The organism is Actinosynnema sp. NPDC004786 (assembly GCF_053601135.1).
Window position 1 is genome coordinate 81,463 of sequence record NZ_JBSGBG010000024.1, and the last position, 16,098, is coordinate 97,560.

Annotated in this window: 14 protein-coding genes; 8 read left to right on the forward strand and 6 right to left on the reverse strand. The window is 75.9% G+C overall.

The annotated features are described in order from the left end of the window. Positions 1-30: 30 nt before the first annotated feature. Positions 31-471, forward strand: coding sequence for an SRPBCC family protein (locus tag ACWEFJ_RS22305; RefSeq protein ID WP_378088013.1), 441 nt, complete (start codon positions 31-33; stop codon positions 469-471). 188 nt (positions 472-659) lie between these two features. Here the strand turns inward: ACWEFJ_RS22305 and ACWEFJ_RS22310 are convergent, their stop codons facing one another. From ACWEFJ_RS22310 to ACWEFJ_RS22330, 5 genes are all read right to left on the reverse strand, one after another. Then, a complete protein-coding gene (locus ACWEFJ_RS22310; RefSeq protein ID WP_378088011.1) occupies positions 660-2,237 on the reverse strand; it encodes a phytoene desaturase family protein in 1,578 nt (525 codons plus the stop codon). Then, positions 2,234-3,253 (reverse strand): NAD-dependent epimerase/dehydratase family protein, encoded by a 1,020-nt coding sequence (locus ACWEFJ_RS22315; RefSeq protein WP_449714897.1) that lies wholly within the window; start codon positions 3,251-3,253, stop codon positions 2,234-2,236. The genes ACWEFJ_RS22310 and ACWEFJ_RS22315 overlap by 4 nt, the downstream gene beginning before the upstream one ends. A 16-nt stretch (positions 3,254-3,269) precedes the next feature. Continuing rightward, on the reverse strand, positions 3,270-5,585 hold the full coding sequence (locus ACWEFJ_RS22320; protein ID WP_378088007.1) for a Tex family protein: 2,316 nt from the start codon (positions 5,583-5,585) through the stop codon (positions 3,270-3,272). Between the two features lie 73 nt (positions 5,586-5,658). Further along, entirely contained in the window at positions 5,659-6,438 is a 780-nt protein-coding gene (locus tag ACWEFJ_RS22325) for a hypothetical protein (RefSeq protein ID WP_449714898.1), read from the reverse strand. A gap of 30 nt (positions 6,439-6,468) precedes the next feature. Continuing rightward, a complete protein-coding gene (locus ACWEFJ_RS22330) occupies positions 6,469-7,572 on the reverse strand; it encodes a PA2928 family protein (RefSeq protein ID WP_449714899.1) in 1,104 nt (367 codons plus the stop codon). A 121-nt stretch (positions 7,573-7,693) separates the two neighbouring features. Between ACWEFJ_RS22330 and ACWEFJ_RS22335 the strand changes: the two genes are divergently transcribed. From ACWEFJ_RS22335 to ACWEFJ_RS22355, 5 genes are read left to right on the forward strand one after another with little or no spacing between them, the layout of a single operon-like run. After that, entirely contained in the window at positions 7,694-8,941 is a 1,248-nt protein-coding gene (locus ACWEFJ_RS22335; RefSeq protein WP_449714900.1) for a hypothetical protein, read from the forward strand. Then, positions 8,938-9,948, forward strand: a complete 1,011-nt coding sequence (locus tag ACWEFJ_RS22340) for a hypothetical protein (protein WP_449714901.1) — start codon at positions 8,938-8,940, stop codon at positions 9,946-9,948. Before ACWEFJ_RS22335 ends, ACWEFJ_RS22340 begins: the two co-directional genes overlap by 4 nt. Then, positions 9,945-12,032: a hypothetical protein gene (locus ACWEFJ_RS22345; protein WP_449714902.1), complete on the forward strand. Its 2,088-nt coding sequence runs from the start codon at positions 9,945-9,947 to the stop codon at positions 12,030-12,032. The genes ACWEFJ_RS22340 and ACWEFJ_RS22345 overlap by 4 nt, the downstream gene beginning before the upstream one ends. Continuing rightward, positions 12,026-13,213 (forward strand): CHAT domain-containing protein, encoded by a 1,188-nt coding sequence (locus ACWEFJ_RS22350; protein WP_449714903.1) that lies wholly within the window; start codon positions 12,026-12,028, stop codon positions 13,211-13,213. The genes ACWEFJ_RS22345 and ACWEFJ_RS22350 overlap by 7 nt, the downstream gene beginning before the upstream one ends. A gap of 48 nt (positions 13,214-13,261) precedes the next feature. Further along, complete coding sequence (locus tag ACWEFJ_RS22355; RefSeq protein ID WP_378087993.1) at positions 13,262-13,726, forward strand: hypothetical protein; 465 nt, start codon at positions 13,262-13,264, stop codon at positions 13,724-13,726. On the opposite strand, the gene ACWEFJ_RS22360 is transcribed toward ACWEFJ_RS22355, so the two are convergent. After that, a complete protein-coding gene (locus ACWEFJ_RS22360; RefSeq protein WP_378087991.1) occupies positions 13,710-14,282 on the reverse strand; it encodes an AAA family ATPase in 573 nt (190 codons plus the stop codon). The genes ACWEFJ_RS22355 and ACWEFJ_RS22360 overlap by 17 nt on opposite strands. 57 nt (positions 14,283-14,339) lie before the next feature. Between ACWEFJ_RS22360 and ACWEFJ_RS22365 the strand changes: the two genes are divergently transcribed. Together ACWEFJ_RS22365 and ACWEFJ_RS22370 are read left to right on the forward strand one after the other, a co-directional pair. Continuing rightward, on the forward strand, positions 14,340-15,197 hold the full coding sequence (locus ACWEFJ_RS22365; RefSeq protein WP_449714904.1) for a patatin-like phospholipase family protein: 858 nt from the start codon (positions 14,340-14,342) through the stop codon (positions 15,195-15,197). A 5-nt stretch (positions 15,198-15,202) separates the two neighbouring features. Further along, complete coding sequence (locus ACWEFJ_RS22370; RefSeq protein WP_449714905.1) at positions 15,203-16,096, forward strand: alpha/beta fold hydrolase; 894 nt, start codon at positions 15,203-15,205, stop codon at positions 16,094-16,096. The last annotated feature ends 2 nt before the right edge of the window (positions 16,097-16,098 follow it).

Below are 16,098 nucleotides of genomic sequence, written 5' to 3' on the forward strand. Positions count from 1 at the left end.
CCGCCGGCGTGCGCGGGGAATCCGAGGCGCATGATCGAGGTGCGCTGGGCGGTGCCCACGTCGGTGGAGCGGGTGTTCGCGGTGCTGGCCGACGGCTGGTCGTACGCGGGCTGGGTGGTCGGCGCGGCGCACATCCGCGAGGTCGACGCGGGCTGGCCGGGCACCGGCACCCGCATCCACCACAGCGTGGGCGCGTGGCCGTTGGCGGTGAAGGACGTGACCACGGTGCTGGACGTGGACCCGCCCCGGATGCTGGAGCTGGAAGCGCGCCTGTGGCCGTTCGGGGCCGCGCGCATCCGGTTCGAGCTGGCCCCCACCCCGACGGGCTGCGAGGTCACCATGCTGGAGGAGGCCGTCAAGGGCCCGCTCTCCCTGCTCCCCGAACCGGCCCAGTCCGTCTACCTGATCCCCCGCAACCGCGAAACCCTGCGCCGCCTGGCCGACCAAGCCGCCCGCAACCCCAACCCCTGACCCCGCGTGTCCTACCTCTGGAACGCGCGTGTCCTACGTTGGGAACGCGCGTGTCCTACGTTGGGAACACGTGTGTTGAACGCTCAGAACACGCCGCCTGCCCTGAACGCTCAACTCGGCTGTTCTGAACGTAGGACACGCGCGTTCTGAACGTAGGACACGCGCGTTCTGGACGTAGGACACGCGGGTTAGTAGAGGGAGCGGTGCAGGGTGTGGAGGAGGAGGCGGTAGGCGTCGCCGGTCAGGGCGTTGCGGGACAGGGCGGCACGGGCGGCGTTCGCGCCGGCCGCGCCGTGCACGCCGCCGCCGGGGTGGGCCGAACCGGACGTCAGGTACAGGCGGTCGACCGGCGTGTCCGCACGCCCCAGACCCGGCACGGGCCGGAACACCAACTGCTGGTGGATCGCCGCCGTGCCCGAGTTGATCGACCCGCCGACCAGGCTGGGGTTGCGCGCCTCCAGCTCACCCGGCCCCTGCACGAACCGCCCCCGGATCAGCGACCGGAACCCCGGCGCGTGCCGCTCCACCAACGCCTCCACCTCGTCCGCACGCCGTTGCAACCGGTCCTCCGGCCACCGCTCACCCCGCGGCACGTGCGTGTACGCCCACGCCGTCTCCGTCCCCGCCGGCGACCGCGTCGGGTCGGCCGTCGTCATCTGCCCCATGATCACGAACGGCGTCCCCGGCACCCGACCGCACGCGATCTCCGTGCTGGTCATCGCCAACCCGTTGAAGTCGCCTCCCAAGTGGACGGTCCCCGCCGACCGCGCCCCCTCCGCCGTCCACGGCACGGGCCCGTCCAACGCCCAGTCCACCTTGACCGTCGCGTCGTCCCACTCGAACGCGTCCAGGTCGGACACCAACCGCGCCGGCAGGTGCTCCGCCCCCACCAACCCCAGGTACAACGCCGGCGCCGGCACGTCCGCCAGCACCGCCTTCCGCGCCCGCACGTACCCGCCTTCCGCGTCACGCACCCCGAGCGCGCGCCCACCGGCCACCACCACCCGCTCGACCGGCCGCCCGCACTCCACGACCCCGCCGAGCCGCCGCACCAACGCCCGCGTCAACGCGCCCGCACCGCCCTCCGGCACCGGGTACCCGACGTCCTGCCCCAGCATCGACAGCAGCCACCCGAACGCCGCACCGCCCGCCTGGTCCGGCCCGAGGTCGGTGTGCATCGCGTTGCCCGCCATCAGCAGCGACGCGCCCTCGCCGGCGAACCGCTCGTTCCCGAACGCCCGCACCGACTGCACGAACGACCGCGCGAACCGCAACGCCTCGCCCGGCCCCAACGCGCCCAGCAACCCCGCACCGGCCCGCACCGGCGGGAACGGCCGCATCAACGCCTCCACCAACGACGACCGCACCCGCAGCCACCGCGCGAACTCCGCCCGCCACGCGTCGCCGTCGCCCGCCCCGAACGCCTCCACCGACGCGGCGGTCCGGTCCACGTCCTGCGACAGCACCACGGCCCGGTCGTCCGGCAGCACGTGCGCCAGCACCTCCGGGGCCCGCCGCCACCGCAACCCGTGCCGCTCCAGCCCCAGCCCGGCGATCACCGGCGACGCCGCCCCCAGCGGGTAGAACGCGCTGAACAGGTCGTGCCGGAACCCCGGCTCGGTCAGCTCCGCCGTCCGCACCGCGCCGCCGGGCTCGTCGGCCGCCTCCAGCACCAGCACGTCCCACCCGGCGTCGGCCAGCAGGTTTGCCGCCACCAGCCCGTTCGGGCCGGACCCGATGACCACGGCGTCCACGACATCGCTCACCGCACGTCTCCCTGACTCTGGTGCGCCGGCCGCCCGAGACGGGGCCACCGCACGGCGCCGCGCGGTGCGAGCGGCCCCCACGTCCCGCGTCCCTCGGCGACCGCCGCCACGAACTCCGACAACGCCGCCGCGGGCGGGTGCCGCGGCTCCCACCCCAACGCCCGGACCCGGGTGCAGTCCACCAGGGGCGCGCGGGCGGCCAGCCGCAGCCAGCCGGGGTGCGCCGGCTGCACGCCCACCCGCCACGTCGGCCACGCCAGCGCCAGGAGCACCGCGAACGGCACCGGCACCAGGAACCCGCCGAACACCGACGCCAGCTCGCGCGCGCCCAGCGGCGGGTCGGCGGCGACGTTGAACGGACCCGTCGCCCGGTGGGCGAGGATCACCCGGATCGCCCGCGCCACGTCCTCCGCGTGCACGACCTGCGCCGTCAACCCCGGCCACAGCGGCACCGGCAGCCACGGCCGCCCCAGCAGCCGTCCGGGCAGGAACGGCCCGAGCACCCACCGGTCGACCTCGGCCCCCGCGTCGGGCTGCACGACCGCGCAGGGCCGCACCACCGCCACGCCGTCCCGCCCGATCAGCAGCCGCTCCAGCTCGGCCTTCTGCCTGCTGTACGCGCTGCCCGGCACCCCGCCGCACGGCCAGCCCTCGTCCACCGGGCCGGACGTGGGCGTGTAGGCCGCCACCGAGGACGCCACCACCACGTGCGGCACCCCGGCACGCCCGGCCGCGCGCAGCACGTGCGTGCTCCCCGTGATGTTGGTCCGCCGCATGTCGGGCTCACCCGGCGTGGGCTGGATCGCCCACGCCAGGTGCACCACCGCGTCCGCACCCTCGAACGCCCGCGCCAGCACCACCTCGGCGGCCGGCGCGCCCAGGTCGCAACTCACCCAGTCAGGTGAAGCGGCCGGGATGCGCCGCGCGATGCCGACCACCGTGTCGCCCGCGTCCGCGAGCACCCGGCGCAGGGCCGTCCCCACGCTGCCGCTGGCACCCGTGACGACGACCCTCATGGCCAGGCGGGTACCCCTATCGGCCGCCGCCAAGCCCCGCGCGCCGCAGCGCCTCGGCCATCGCCCCGTTCGCCGGCGGCCGCTCCTGCTGGCGGGGCCGACCGCCGCCGCCACCGCGCTGCCCGCCGCGCTGACCGCGCTGGCCGTCGCGCTGCTGCTCGCGCGGCGGCTTGCGGCCCGGCTCGTCCTCCAGCCGCAGCGTCAACCCGATCCGCTTGCGCGGGATGTCGACCTCCAGCACCTTCACCCGGACCACGTCGCCGGACTTCACCACGTCCCGCGGGTCCTTCACGTAGGTGTTGGACAGCGCCGAGATGTGCACGAGCCCGTCCTGGTGCACGCCGATGTCCACGAACGCGCCGAACGCGGCCACGTTCGTCACCACGCCCTCCAGCACCATGCCGGGCTTGAGGTCGGCGATCTTCTCCACCCCGTCGGCGAACGTGGCGGTCTTGAACGCGGGCCGCGGGTCGCGCCCCGGCTTCTCCAGCTCCCGCAGGATGTCGGTGACGGTCGGCAGGCCGAACGTGTCGTCCACGAAGTCCTGCGGTCGCAGCGACTTCAGCACCGCGGTGTTGCCGATCAGCTGCTCCGCGCCCGCGCGCTCCTGCATCCGCCGCACCACCGGGTACGCCTCGGGGTGCACGGCGGAGGCGTCGAGCGGGTCGTCGCCGTTGGGGATGCGCAGGAAGCCCGCGCACTGCTCGAACGCCTTCGGGCCGAGCCGCGGCACGTCCTTCAACGCCCGCCGCGAGCGGAACGGCCCGTTGGTGTCGCGGTGCTGCACGATGTTCTCCGCCAGCCCGGCGGTGATGCCGGAGACCCGCGTCAGCAGCGGCACCGACGCCGTGTTCAGGTCGACGCCGACCGCGTTCACGCAGTCCTCGACCACCGCGTCCAGCGAGCGGGACAGCTTCGCCTCGGACAGGTCGTGCTGGTACTGGCCCACGCCGATCGACTTCGGGTCGATCTTCACCAGCTCGGCCAGCGGGTCCTGCAACCGGCGGGCGATGGACACCGCGCCGCGCAGCGACACGTCCAGCCCCGGCAGCTCGGCCGAGGCGAACGCCGACGCCGAGTACACCGACGCGCCCGCCTCCGACACCACGACCTTGGTCAGCTTCAGGTCCGGGTGGCGCTTGACCAGGTCGGCGGCCAGCTTGTCGGTCTCCCGCGACGCGGTGCCGTTGCCGATCGCGATCAGCTCGACCCGGTGCTGCCGCGCCAGCGCGGCGAGCTTGGCCAGCGCCTCGTCCCACCGGTTCGCCGGCACGTGCGGGTAGACGGTGTCCGTGGCGACGACTTTGCCCGTCGCGTCGACCACGGCCACCTTCACCCCGGTGCGGAAGCCGGGGTCCAGGCCCATCGTGGCGCGCGTGCCGGCGGGCGCGGCCAGCAGCAGGTCGCGCAGGTTCGACGCGAACACCTTCACGGCCTCGTCCTCGGCGAACGCCCGCAGCCGCGACCGCAGGTCGATGCCCAGGTGCACGAGGATGCGGGTCCGCCACGCCCAGCGCACGGTGTCGCCCAGCCACCGGTCGGCGGGCCGGCCGCGGTCGTCCACCCCGAACCGGGACGCGATGCGCGCCTCGTAGCCGGTGGGCTCGTCCTCGTCGGCCGGGTCGAACTGGAGGTCGAGCACCTCCTCCTTCTCGCCGCGCAGCAACGCGAGGATGCGGTGCGAGGGCAGCTTGGTGAACGGCTCGGAGAAGTCGAAGTAGTCGGCGAACTTCGCGCCGTCCTCCTCCTTGCCCTCCCGCACCTTGGACACCAGCCGGCCCTGGCCCCACATGCGTTCCCGCAGCTCGCCGATGAGGTCGCCGTCCTCGCCGAACCGCTCGACCAGGATCGCCCGCGCGCCCTGCAACGCGGCGGCGACGTCGGCGACCTCCTCGGTCACGTACGCCTTGGCCGCCTCCTGCGGGTCCTGCCCGGGGTCGGCCAGCAGGCCGTCGGCGAGCGGTTCGAGGCCCTGCTCGCGGGCGATCTGCGCCTTGGTGCGCCGCTTCGGCTTGTAGGGCAGGTAGAGGTCCTCCAGCCGGGCCTTGGAGTCGGCGGCCAGGATCGACGCCTCCAGCGCCTCGTCCAGCTTGCCCTGCGACCGGATGGACTCGAGCACAGCCGCCCGACGGTCCTCCAGCTCGCGCAGGTAGCCGAGCCGCTCCTCCAGCGTGCGCAGCTGGGCGTCGTCGAGCGCGCCGGTCGCTTCCTTGCGGTACCGGGCGATGAAGGGGACGGTGGAACCGCCGTCGAGCAGGTCGACCGCGGCGCTGACCTGGCCGGCCCGCACCCCCAGCTCGTCGGCGATCCTCTGGTGAATGGCTGTGCTCACAGCGAGCCATTGTGCCCTGCCCGCCGGTCCACGTTCGGGCACCCCGACCCCTCCCCGCGTCGCGTCGCGGCCGTTACGGCATCGCCTTGGTGAGCACCGCGACGTCCGACTCGTCGTCGGGCAGGTACATCGCCCGGACCACCATCCCCGGCTGGACCTGCGGGATCGACACGGGCGGGAGCTTCTTGTCCTGCGTGACGTCGAACGTGGTCCCGTCCGGCCGGCTCACCCGCAGCGTGAGCCGCAGCGCCGTGCGGCCGTCCGGCAGCTGCCCGGTCGGCGTCATGTCGAGCACGACCGCGCGGGTGTCGACGCCCTCCTCGGTGATCCGGAGCTGGTGCGGTGTCAGGTACCCCTTGGCCACGTGCACGCGGTCGAGGGCGGCCTGCAGCTCGTGCGGCGGGGCGTCGGTCGCGAGCACGGCGCGCCCGTCGGGCAGGTGGCGCACCGGCAGGATCGCCCCCGGCCGCACCAGCGCCAGGTCGGTGAGGTCCACGACCTGGCGCGCGGTGGCCGGGAACGTGCGGCCGTCCGCGGTGTCCACCTCCAGCCGGATGTCGAGCTGCGGCTGGTCGTTCACGGAGAGGCCGGTCCGCGCGACCCCGACGACGGTGCCCATGCCGATCGGCGCGCCCCGGAACTCCTTGGGGACGCCGCCGGTCAGGGCCGCGAGGCCGCCGCCCGGCAGCCGGCCCGCCGAGAACAGGGTCGGCACGACGAACAGCAGGATGGCCGGGCCGACCAGCAGGCCGTTCAGCCAGGCGAACGCGTCGTCGCCCGCCAGCCCGCCCGCGACCCACGCGGCGGTGAGGGCGAGCCCGGCGGCCAGGACGAGCCAGTTGACGATCTTCATGTGAGGTCCTTCCAGCGTGTCGGACGGGGGTCAGCGGGGTGCGCTGAAGAAGCCGGCGAGGCCGACGTCCAGGGGCACCACCCGGCCGTCGCCGCGGGCCGCGGCGAGCACTTCGCCCGCCGCGATCGCCGCGACGCCGTCCGGGCCGACGAGGGCGCGCTCCACCCGGGCGTCGACCGCCAACGTGGCGGTGACCTGCCCGGTGGCCAGGGAGACCAGGCTGAGCGCGAGGCCGGTGTCGTTCACCGAGCGCTGGTGCTCGACCAGCACGTGCCCGGTGGCGGCGGGGACCGCGGTCACGCCGTCCACCACCAGCCGGGCGTCGTGGAAGACGGTCGCGCCGACCGGGAGGTCCCGGCCGTCGGCCGTGACGCGGACCAGCACGCTCCCCGGCGCGCCGCCCGGCGCCCGGCGCAGCGCGACCCGCTCGGCCCCGGTGCCGAGGACGGCCTCGACACCGGTCGCGCTGGTCGGCGCGCCGGGACCGCGCTCGACGGACAGGCGTCCCGCCCAGGCCGCGGCCGTCGGCGCGTCGACCGGCACGGCCACCGCCTCGTCCAGCCCGATCGCCACCACCCCTCCGGTGGCGTTCATGGCCATGACGCGGCGGTGGTCCGAGTCGTAGGCGTAGGCCGTGCGCACCGCGGCGTACGCGTCGCCCAGCCCTTGTACGCCCGCGCCCTCGGCGACCACCGAACCGTCCGCCAGGTCGATCACGACCAGCCCGGAGTCGGTGGCCAGGTAGGCGTACCGCTGCCCGGCGGCCAGCACGGACGCCTCCCAGACCAGCTCGTCGGACAGCTGGGTGTCCCACAGCACGTCGCCGGTGGCCGGGTCGGTGGCCGCGAGCCGCACCTGGAACAGGTCCTGGGTCAGCAACTGGAACATCCCGCGCGCGCCGTGCCGCTCGTACGGGGCCAGCACCACGTCCCGCCCGTCGATCTCGGCGAACGCGAAACCCGGCTGCACCTCGACGTCCGGTTCCGGTGCGATCGCGTAGGACCCGCCGAAGAACAGCGCCGCGAACAGGACCAGGGGCAGCAGCAACAGCCGCAGCGGCAGGACGAAGCGGAGGCGTCGCGTCGGCGTCTCGTAGGGCATCGCCGGCGGGTACTGCGGCGGTGTCTCGTACATCGGTCTCCCCCGTTCGGTGGTCGTGGGGGAAGCGTCGTGCGGACCGCGCGCCTACCGGTCCCAACAACGGCGGGCGCGAAGCCGCCACCAGCGGTGATCCGGTTCGACTAGGCTCGGCCGGGTGAGCACCGCCCGAGCCGTGACGGCCACGATCCCGCGCGGTGCGCTGGTGGCCCGCGCCTGGGCCGGCCTGGGCGACGCGGTCGCGCCGCTGGGCAACCCGGCGGGCCGACCGCTCACCCGGACGGTGAAGCTGATCCTCGACCCGCTGGTGCTGCGGCCCGTGCAGAACCCGGAGTTCGCCGCGGGCGCGATCGCGGCCGAGCACGCGGACGCCCTGCTGTCCCGGATCGCCGACGCCGGCCCGGCGCTGGCCGCGACCGCGAGCTGGTTCGTGGTGCTGAAGAAGGAACGCCGCCGGCGGTGGATCACCGAGGGCAACCCGCAGGACCTGTACTTCCAGCGCTGCTTCGAGCTGGCGACCGGGCACGGCGAGCCGGGCCCGGACGCGGCCGAGGTCGCGGCGGCGGTGCTGGAGGAGGTGCACGGGCGGGACGGGCCGACCGTGGCCGCGCTGCGCGACTTCGTGGCCGATCCGGGCCGCGCGGCCGAGCTGACCGCCCTGCTGGACGCGGCGTGGGCCGCCCGCGAACCGGTGGTCCAGGCTCCGCCGGCCACGGCGCCCTTCCTGGCCACCTGCGCCGTCGCGCCCGACCACGGCCTGTTCGACGCGCTGGTCGCGAGCCGGGCCGGCGCCGCCGCCGCGGCCGACCTCGACCGGCCCGGTGTGGCGCTGGCGCACGGCCTCACCTCGCGGGACGTGCCCGTGCGGCCGGAACTGGGCCGTGCCGCGTCGAAGGCCAACCTGCCCCGTCCGTTCGACCGGTCGATCGTGGAGCGCCTGTTCCCGCCGCTCACCAACGCGTTCCAACGGGCCGGCCTGGCGGACGTGCCGACGTTGGTGCGGCGGGAGATCGCCCGGTCCGCCGGTCCGTGGCAGCTCGCCGAGGAGGAGAGCCGGCTCGTGGTCGCGCTGGGCCGGGACGCGTCCGCCGACCTCGCCGGCCCGCCGACGGCCGAGCCCGGTTCCGCCGCGGCCAGGCTGCGGTCACGCTGGGAGCGGGAGGCGTACGTGCACCGGGTGCTGCGGGTGCCGTCGTCCGCGCCGCCGGAGGTCCGCGCGGACGTGCACGGGGTGCGCGAGGCGTACCTGCGGCGGCTGTGGGTGCGGCTGCACGGCCGCGAGCTGCGCCACGACACCGTGACGCCCGACCAGGTGTGGGACGTGCTGGACGGCGTCCTGCGGTCGGTGATCCTGGACCAGCGGGACCGGCTGCGCTCGGCGCTCGAACGGGAGGCGGTGGCATGAGGGTGACCCGCGGGGCCGACCTCGCGGTCGGCGACTGGCCGACGTCGCCCGAGGTCGTGGCCCTGCTCGAAGGCGCGGGCGCGGTGCTCGCGTGGGACGTCCTGGCCGACGACCCGGTGCCCGCGGCCCGCGTGCACGACCCGGAGCGCGCGTCCGAGTGGCTGTGGGAGGTCTACGGCGACGCGGCCGACGCCGTCCTCGGCGGTGCGGAGGAGGTGGACGTGCCCGCCGCCGGCGACTGGCGGGTCCGCGACGCCTGCCGCCGCGCGGCCCGGCTCACGTGGGCGGAGGCGTGGTGGCCCGCGTCGGTGACCGCCGGCGTGCCCGCCCTGGACCCCGCCGTGCTGCACGCGGAACTCGCGGTCGCGCTGTCCACTGTGGAGCACCTGCTGGACGACCCGGACGCGGTGACCCGGGCGCTGGCGTCGGTCGTGCCGCTCGACGTGCCGACGTCCGACCCGGAGCTGGACGCGCTGGCCGAGCGGGTCGCCGCGCTCGCCGAGGACTACGGCGTGCGGCCGCGGCCCGCCGAGGCGCCGAGCAGGCGCGCGTTCGCCCTCGCCGCCGGGGGAGGAGGCGGCACGACCGGGATCACGGCGCTGTCCGGCGAGTCCGATGTGGACTGGGCGCTGGTGCCGCACGGCGCGGTCGACGCGGTCGCCCCCGCCCGGTGGGCCGTCGTGCGCAGGCAGGGGCGCACGGTGCTGGAGGTCTCCGTCGTGCCGGGACCGTCGCCGGGCGCGCGGCTCGCGGCGCGGTTCGGCGACGTCGAGGTGGCCCTGGACGGGGTCGACGCGGCGGGTCGGATCACCGGGGCCGCGCCCGTGTCGGCGGCCGTGCTCCTGCTGCCCCCGGACCGGCGCGTGCTGACGGTCCACGCGCCGGACTTCGCCGCGCCCGCCGCACCCGACCCGGACGCCCCGGCCCGTCGCGCGGCGATCGTCGCCCACGCCCGGTCCCGGATCGGCTCGCCGACCGCGACCCTCACCGAGCGGACCGCCCGGTGACCGACTGGGCCGAGCTGAACGACCGGGCCGTCCACCTGGCCGCCGCCGGCGACCTCGACGGGGCGCGCGCGGCGCTCGAAGCCGCGCTCACCGCGCCGGCGCCGCACCGCGCGCAGGTCCTGCTGAACCTGGCGCACGTGGTCGACCTGGCCGGCGACCGGCAGCGCGCCGCGGACCTGCTGACCGAGGCGGTCGAGACCGGCGAGGGGGAGGTCCGGTTGACGGCCGTCGCGGCGCGTGCCGACCTGCTGCCCTGGCTGGGCCGGTGGGACGAGGCGTGGCGGGACGTCGAGGCGGCGCTGGCGGACACCGAGCCCGAGCACCAGGTCGGGCTCCGCAGCACCCGCGTCGGCCTGCTGATGATGGCGGGCCGGCTCGCCGAAGCGGAGGCGGACGCGGTAGAAGCGGTCGGGCTGGCCGCCCGGCACGCGCCGGAGCACCTGGCGGGCCTCTACGCCAACCTGGCGCTCCTGGCCGACGAGGCGGGGGACGAGCGGCGCGCGGCCGAGTACCGGGTGCTGTCCGACAACCCCGGTCGGCAACCGCTCGGGCACCGGTGGCACCGGTTCGTGGAGCTGAACACCGAAGGCGGCGTGCTGCTGGCCTCGGGCGACCGGGCCGGCGCGAGGGCGGCCTTCGAAGCCGCCTACCGCGAGGTCGGGACGACGTCGACCGGACCGGACGACGTCGAAGCCGTGGTGTGCCGGGCCGGCGTCGCGGGCAACCTCGCCGGGGTCGCCGACGATCCGGAGGACGCGGCGCGCTGGAGCACCGAGGCGATCGAGGCGGCACGGGCCGCGTCGGCGGTCGTCGGCGACGCCTACGGCTCGGCCTCCGTGCTGCTCAACGCCCTGGTGTCCCGGGCCGCCGCCCACCACGCGCGGACCAGGCTGCCCGAGGCGTTGGCCGACCTGGCGGAGGCCCTGGACCTGTCGGTCGACGGGAGCGAGGCGACCGTCCGCGCCGTCCGGGCCCGCGTGCTCGCGACCGGCGGCTGGTTCGCGGAAGCCGCCGAGGAGGCGGGTCGCGCGTTGGACCTCGCGTACGCGGGCGCACCCGAACTGGCCGCGTCCGTCCACCTCACGCTGGCCGAGATCACGAGCGCGACCGGCGACCTGCCCGGCGCGGCCGAGCACCTGGCCCTGGCCCGTGACCTGAGCGCCGCCACCGGTGACGTCGCGGGCGAGGCCACCGCCCTGCTCAGCGCCGCGCGCCTGGCGTACCTGTCCTCGGACGTCGACCGGGCCGACGCGCTGTACGGGGAGGCGGACGCGCTCCTCGCCGACGACCCGCGCCGCCGGGCGGTGTGCCTGCACGGCCGCGCGGCGGTCGCCGTCCTGCGCGGCCGGCCGGACGAGGCCCTGGCGCTGTCGGACCGGGCGCTCGCGCTGTTCCCCGCGGCCTCCACGCTGGAGTCCGTGGCGTTGCACCAGGTGCGGGGGTCGGCGTTCGAGGCGGCGGGGCGGTACGCCGAGGCCGAGTCCTGCTACGCCGAGGCCGCGACGTCGTGCGAGGCCGCCGGGCTGTGGCACGTCGCGTTGGGCATGGCGTGGTGGCGCGCGGACGCCCTGGTGCGCCGGGCCGCGGCCGCGACCGGCGCCGAACGCGAACGGATCGGCCGCCGGGCGCTGGACCTGGCGCTGCCCGCCGCGCTGGCCGCGGAGGCCGTGCGGCAGCGGTTCCCGCACGGGCCGCTGCGCGAGCGGTGGGTGGCGCTGGCCGCCGCACCGGCCACCCGGTCGGCGTTCCTGGCGATCCGGGCGGTGGGTGACGCGTCGTTGGCCGCCGAGTACGTGGACCACCTCGCGGGCGCGGTGTCCCTGCGGGCCGAGGGGGTCGTCGAGGTGGAACGCGGCGAGCTGGTCCGGCTGCCCGCCCCGCCGCCCGCCGCCGCGCACCTGCCGCACGCCGCGGCCGGGTTCGCCACCGGAGCCGACCCGGCCTTCCCGGACGCGGGCTTCGAGCTGCCGCCGAGGGTCCGGCCCGACCCGGCCACGCCCACCGCGCTGGACGCCTGGATCGACCTGGCCGAGCGGCGGTACGGGCTGGGCGTGCGGTCGGAACGGGCGGTGTCGTCGTGGTGACCGTGCAGCTCAAGCTGGTGGACGCGGGCGACCTGTACGTGTCGTGGCGGTGGGAGCACGAGCCGGCCGACCCGCGGGTGATCGCCGTGCCGCGCGACCTCGTGGAGGGCACGTTGCGGGAGTGGGCCGAAGCGGTGCCGTCGCCGCTGCCGGGCGAGACCGCCGACCAGGCCCTGCGCCGCTCGCTGGCGCACGGCCCGCTCGTGGACCACGACCGCGAGCGGGACCTGGCCACCAGGATGGCGCGGGCGCTGGTGCCGCACCGCCTCGCGGTCGAGCTGAACGCGTACCTGGCGCAGGGGGTCCGGCCGCACCTGCGGGTCCAGCCCTCACCGTCGACCGCCTTCGTCCCGTGGGAGGCGCTGCGCGTGGACGAGGGCGGACGGGCGGTGCACGACCTGACGATCTCCGTGCTGCCGCCCGCCACCGTGGCCAACGCCCCGACCCGCCGGGTGAGCCCGTTCGATCCACAGGGGACGGTCGTCGGCGTGCTGGACCCGGTGGTGCCGGGGTTCGCCGACGACTCCGGCCTCGGCTCGGTGCTCGGCGACCCGACCCCCGAACTGGCCGCGCTCGGCGGCGTCCGCCGCGACGACGTGGACCGCGACCACCTCGAACGGGCCCTCGCCGGCGCCTCGCGCTTCCTCTACGTCGGCCACGTGACCACCGGCGACCACGGCCTGGACGCGCGGCTGCACCTGTCCTGCGCCGCCGACACCGCGGGCCGGGCCGCACCGCTCGGCGCGCACCGCCCCCTGACCGCCGCCGACCTCGTGCTGGGCCACCGCCCCGGCCCCGTGCGCCCGTGGCGGATACCCGCCCGGGTCGCCCTGGTGGCGTGCGAGAGCGGCGGCGACGTGCGCTTCGCCGAACCGTCCGGCCTGGTGACGGCCATGGTGCACGGCGGCGCGGAGCACGTGACGGCGACGCGCTGGACCCTGCCGACCGACGAGGGGCTGCGCCGGCTGGTCCCCGGCTTCCCGCCGACGCCCGTCCTCGGGCCGACCGTCCTGTCCGTCGACGCCGCCCACCGCGCGCCCGACCCGGTGACCGCGCTCAACGACTGGCAACGCGCCCTCGCCACCCGCTGGGAGGAGACGGGCGACCCGACGTGCTCGCCGCTGGTGTGGGCGGCCTTCACCACCACGTGGGCGCCACCGCCGCGAAGTTGGGACCGGTAGGGCACCACCCGGCCCTTAACGTCTGTTCGCCGGAAGGGGTGAGCGGACGTGTTCGGATCGAGGGACGAAGCGCTGTACGCCAGGGTGCTGGAGCTGGAAGGCCGCGTCGAACGGCTCGGCACGCTGCTGGGCGCGTTGTCCGAGGACCAGGAGCGGTACGCGCGGCTGCACGAGTTGGCGGAACGGGCGGACGGTGCGTTGCGGTCGCTGGAGGGCCGGGCGGCCGGGGCGGGTGTCGGCGAGCCGCGCTTCCAGGCCGCGCTGGACACCGTCTACCGCGCCAGGACGTTCGGCTACGTGGCCGTGTTCTTCGTCGGCGGGCGTACGGCCCGGATGCGGTTGCTGGTCGGCCCGCAGAGCCCGCCCACCACGAGCATCGGCCAGGCCGACTCCAGCGCCGACCTCAACTCCTACATGGGCGGCGTGGTCCGGCCCGGCGAGTTCTGGATGGCCGCCACCCACCGGCCGGGGATCAAGGCCGGGTTCGAGTGCGTCTTCACGCCCCTGTTCTGACCGCCGCGGCTTCTTCGGCCCTCCGGAGCGCCGCGAGGACCCGGTCGGCGAGCTGGGCGGGGTCGTGCCGGTCGCCGCGCAGCACGAGCGTGCCGGCGGGCAGGTCGTCGCGGGCGGCGACGCAGCGGTCCACGTTGCGCAGCCGGAACGCGCGGGCCCGCGCGTCGGCCTCCGCGTCGTGCGGGTCGAGGACCTGGGCGTCGATCCGGCGGCGCAGCTCGTCGGCCGGCACGTCCAGGAACACGTGCAGCAGCGGGACGTCCGCGGCGGCGAGGAGCGTGAAGATCTCCTCCCGGTAGGCCGGCTCCACCAGCGTCATGGGCGTGATGACGTGCCGCCCGTAGTCGTGGTGCAGGCCGATGGCCATCTCCGCGGTGAGCTTGCGCCACAACCGCAGGTCCTGGAAGTCGCCCGTCCCCGGCGGCGGCGCGGTCACGCGGAGCAGGAAGCCGACGTGCTCCGGGTCGAACGACAGGGCGTCCGGGAGGCGACCGCGCAGCTCCCCGGCCAGCGTCGTCTTGCCCGCGCCGAACGCGCCGTTGATCCACACGATCACGTTCACCACTCTAGGCGACCTCGTGCCGCCACCCGGTCGTGGTGGCACGATCCGACCGTGGACCTACCCGGACCGGTCGGGTTCGTGCTCGGCGGTGGGGGCAGCCTGGGCGCGGGCCAGGTCGGCATGCTCCGCGCGCTGGCCGAGCGCGGCGTGCGGCCGGACCTCGTCGTCGGCACGTCCGTCGGCTCGGTCAACGGCTCCCTGCTCGCGCTCGACCCGGCGGGCGCGTTCGAACGGCTCGACGCCATCTGGCGGCACATGACGCGCGCCCGCGTGTTCCCCGGCGGCCTGTTCGCGCAGGCCAGGACGTTGCGGCAGCACAAGACCCACCTGTTCGCCAACACCGGGCCGGCGCAGGTGCTCCGGCTCGGCCTCGGTGGCGACCGGGACTTCGCCGAGCTGACCCTGCCGTTCGGCGCGGTGGCGGTCGACACCGTGACCGGCTCCGCCGTCGCGCTCACCTCGGGCGACCTGGTGTCGGCGGTGCTGGCCAGCAGCGCCATCCCCGGCGTCTACCCGGCCGTCCGGCGGGAGGGCCGGGTGCTCTACGACGGCGGCGTGCTGGCGAACGTGCCCATCCGCCAGGCGTTGGCCATGGGGGCGAAGTCGCTGGTCGTGCTGGACTGCGCGTTCCCCGGGCACCTGCCGGCCGTGCCGGCGACGTTGGCCGAGGCGCTGTTGTTCTGGGCCACGCTGAGCACCCGCAACCAGGCCGTGCCGGAAGCCGAACTGGCCTCCGCCGACGTGCCGGTGGTCTACCTGCCGGGACCTCCCGTGCGACCGGTGACCCCGCTCGACTTCGGCCACACCGCCGAGCTGGTCGAGGCGTCCTACGCGGCCTCGGCGGCGTTCCTCGCGCACGTGGTGATCAAGGGGCCCGGTCTGTACGGCCACCCGTCCGGGACATACTGACCGGTATGACCACACTCGACCACTGGGGCGGCACGAGCCGGACCGTCCACCTCGACGGCGCGCCGGTGCACTACGTCGACTTCGGCGGCGACGGCCCGCCGATGGTCCTCGTGCACGGCCTGGGCGGGTCGCACCTCAACTGGTGCCTCCTCGCGCCGCACCTGGTCGACCGGCACCGCGTGCTCGCCGTCGACCTGGCCGGGTTCGGGCTCACCCACCCCGAGGGCCGGTCCACGACGGTGCCCGCCAACGCGCGCCTGCTGGAGCGGTTCCTGGCCGAGGTCGTGGGCGAGCCCGTGGTGCTCGTCGGCAACTCGATGGGCGGGATGATCTCCATCCTGCACGCGGCCCGCCGCCCCGCGTCGGTGACCGCGCTGGCCCTGCTCGACCCGGCCGTGCCGCTGCCGTTCGGCGTCCGGCTGGACCCGCAGGTGGCGGCGGCGTTCGCGATGTACACCGTGCCGGGGCTGGGGCGGTGGTTCCTGGCGAAGTCGCGGGCCGGGGTGTCGACGCGCCGGCAGGTCAGGCGGGTGCTCAACCTGGTGTGCGCGAACGCGAAGTCCGTGCCGGAGGAGATGGTCCTGGCGTCGATGTCGTTGCTGGAGCAGCGCGCCGAGATCCCCGGGCTGGACGAGGCGTTCCTGGCGGCGGCCCGGTCGGTGGTGTGGACGGGGGCGACGAGCCGGCGCTACTACACGGCCATGAGCCGGGTCGCCGTGCCGGTGTACCTGATGGCGGGGGAGAAGGACCGCCTGGTGCCGTTGGCGTCGGCCCGCGAGGCCGCGCGGCGCAACCCGTCGTGGCGCTTCGAGGTGCTGGAGGGCGTCGGGCACGTGCCGCAGTTGGAGGTGCCGGAGCTGGTCGCCGGGCGGATCAAGGGTTGGTTGGACGAGCGCTGAGC

What these genes read in the sequence shown, in the direction of transcription:
- ACWEFJ_RS22325 (WP_449714898.1), bottom strand. Translation starts at nt 6,438, where the DNA reads ATGAAGATCGTCAACTGGCTCGTCCTGGCCGCCGGGCTCGCCCTCACC.
- ACWEFJ_RS22305 (WP_378088013.1), top strand. Translation starts at nt 31, where the DNA reads ATGATCGAGGTGCGCTGGGCGGTGCCCACGTCGGTGGAGCGGGTGTTC.
- ACWEFJ_RS22330 (WP_449714899.1), bottom strand. Translation starts at nt 7,572, where the DNA reads ATGTACGAGACACCGCCGCAGTACCCGCCGGCGATGCCCTACGAGACG.
- ACWEFJ_RS22315 (WP_449714897.1), bottom strand. Translation starts at nt 3,253, where the DNA reads ATGAGGGTCGTCGTCACGGGTGCCAGCGGCAGCGTGGGGACGGCCCTG.
- ACWEFJ_RS22340 (WP_449714901.1), top strand. Translation starts at nt 8,938, where the DNA reads ATGAGGGTGACCCGCGGGGCCGACCTCGCGGTCGGCGACTGGCCGACG.
- ACWEFJ_RS22370 (WP_449714905.1), top strand. Translation starts at nt 15,203, where the DNA reads ATGACCACACTCGACCACTGGGGCGGCACGAGCCGGACCGTCCACCTC.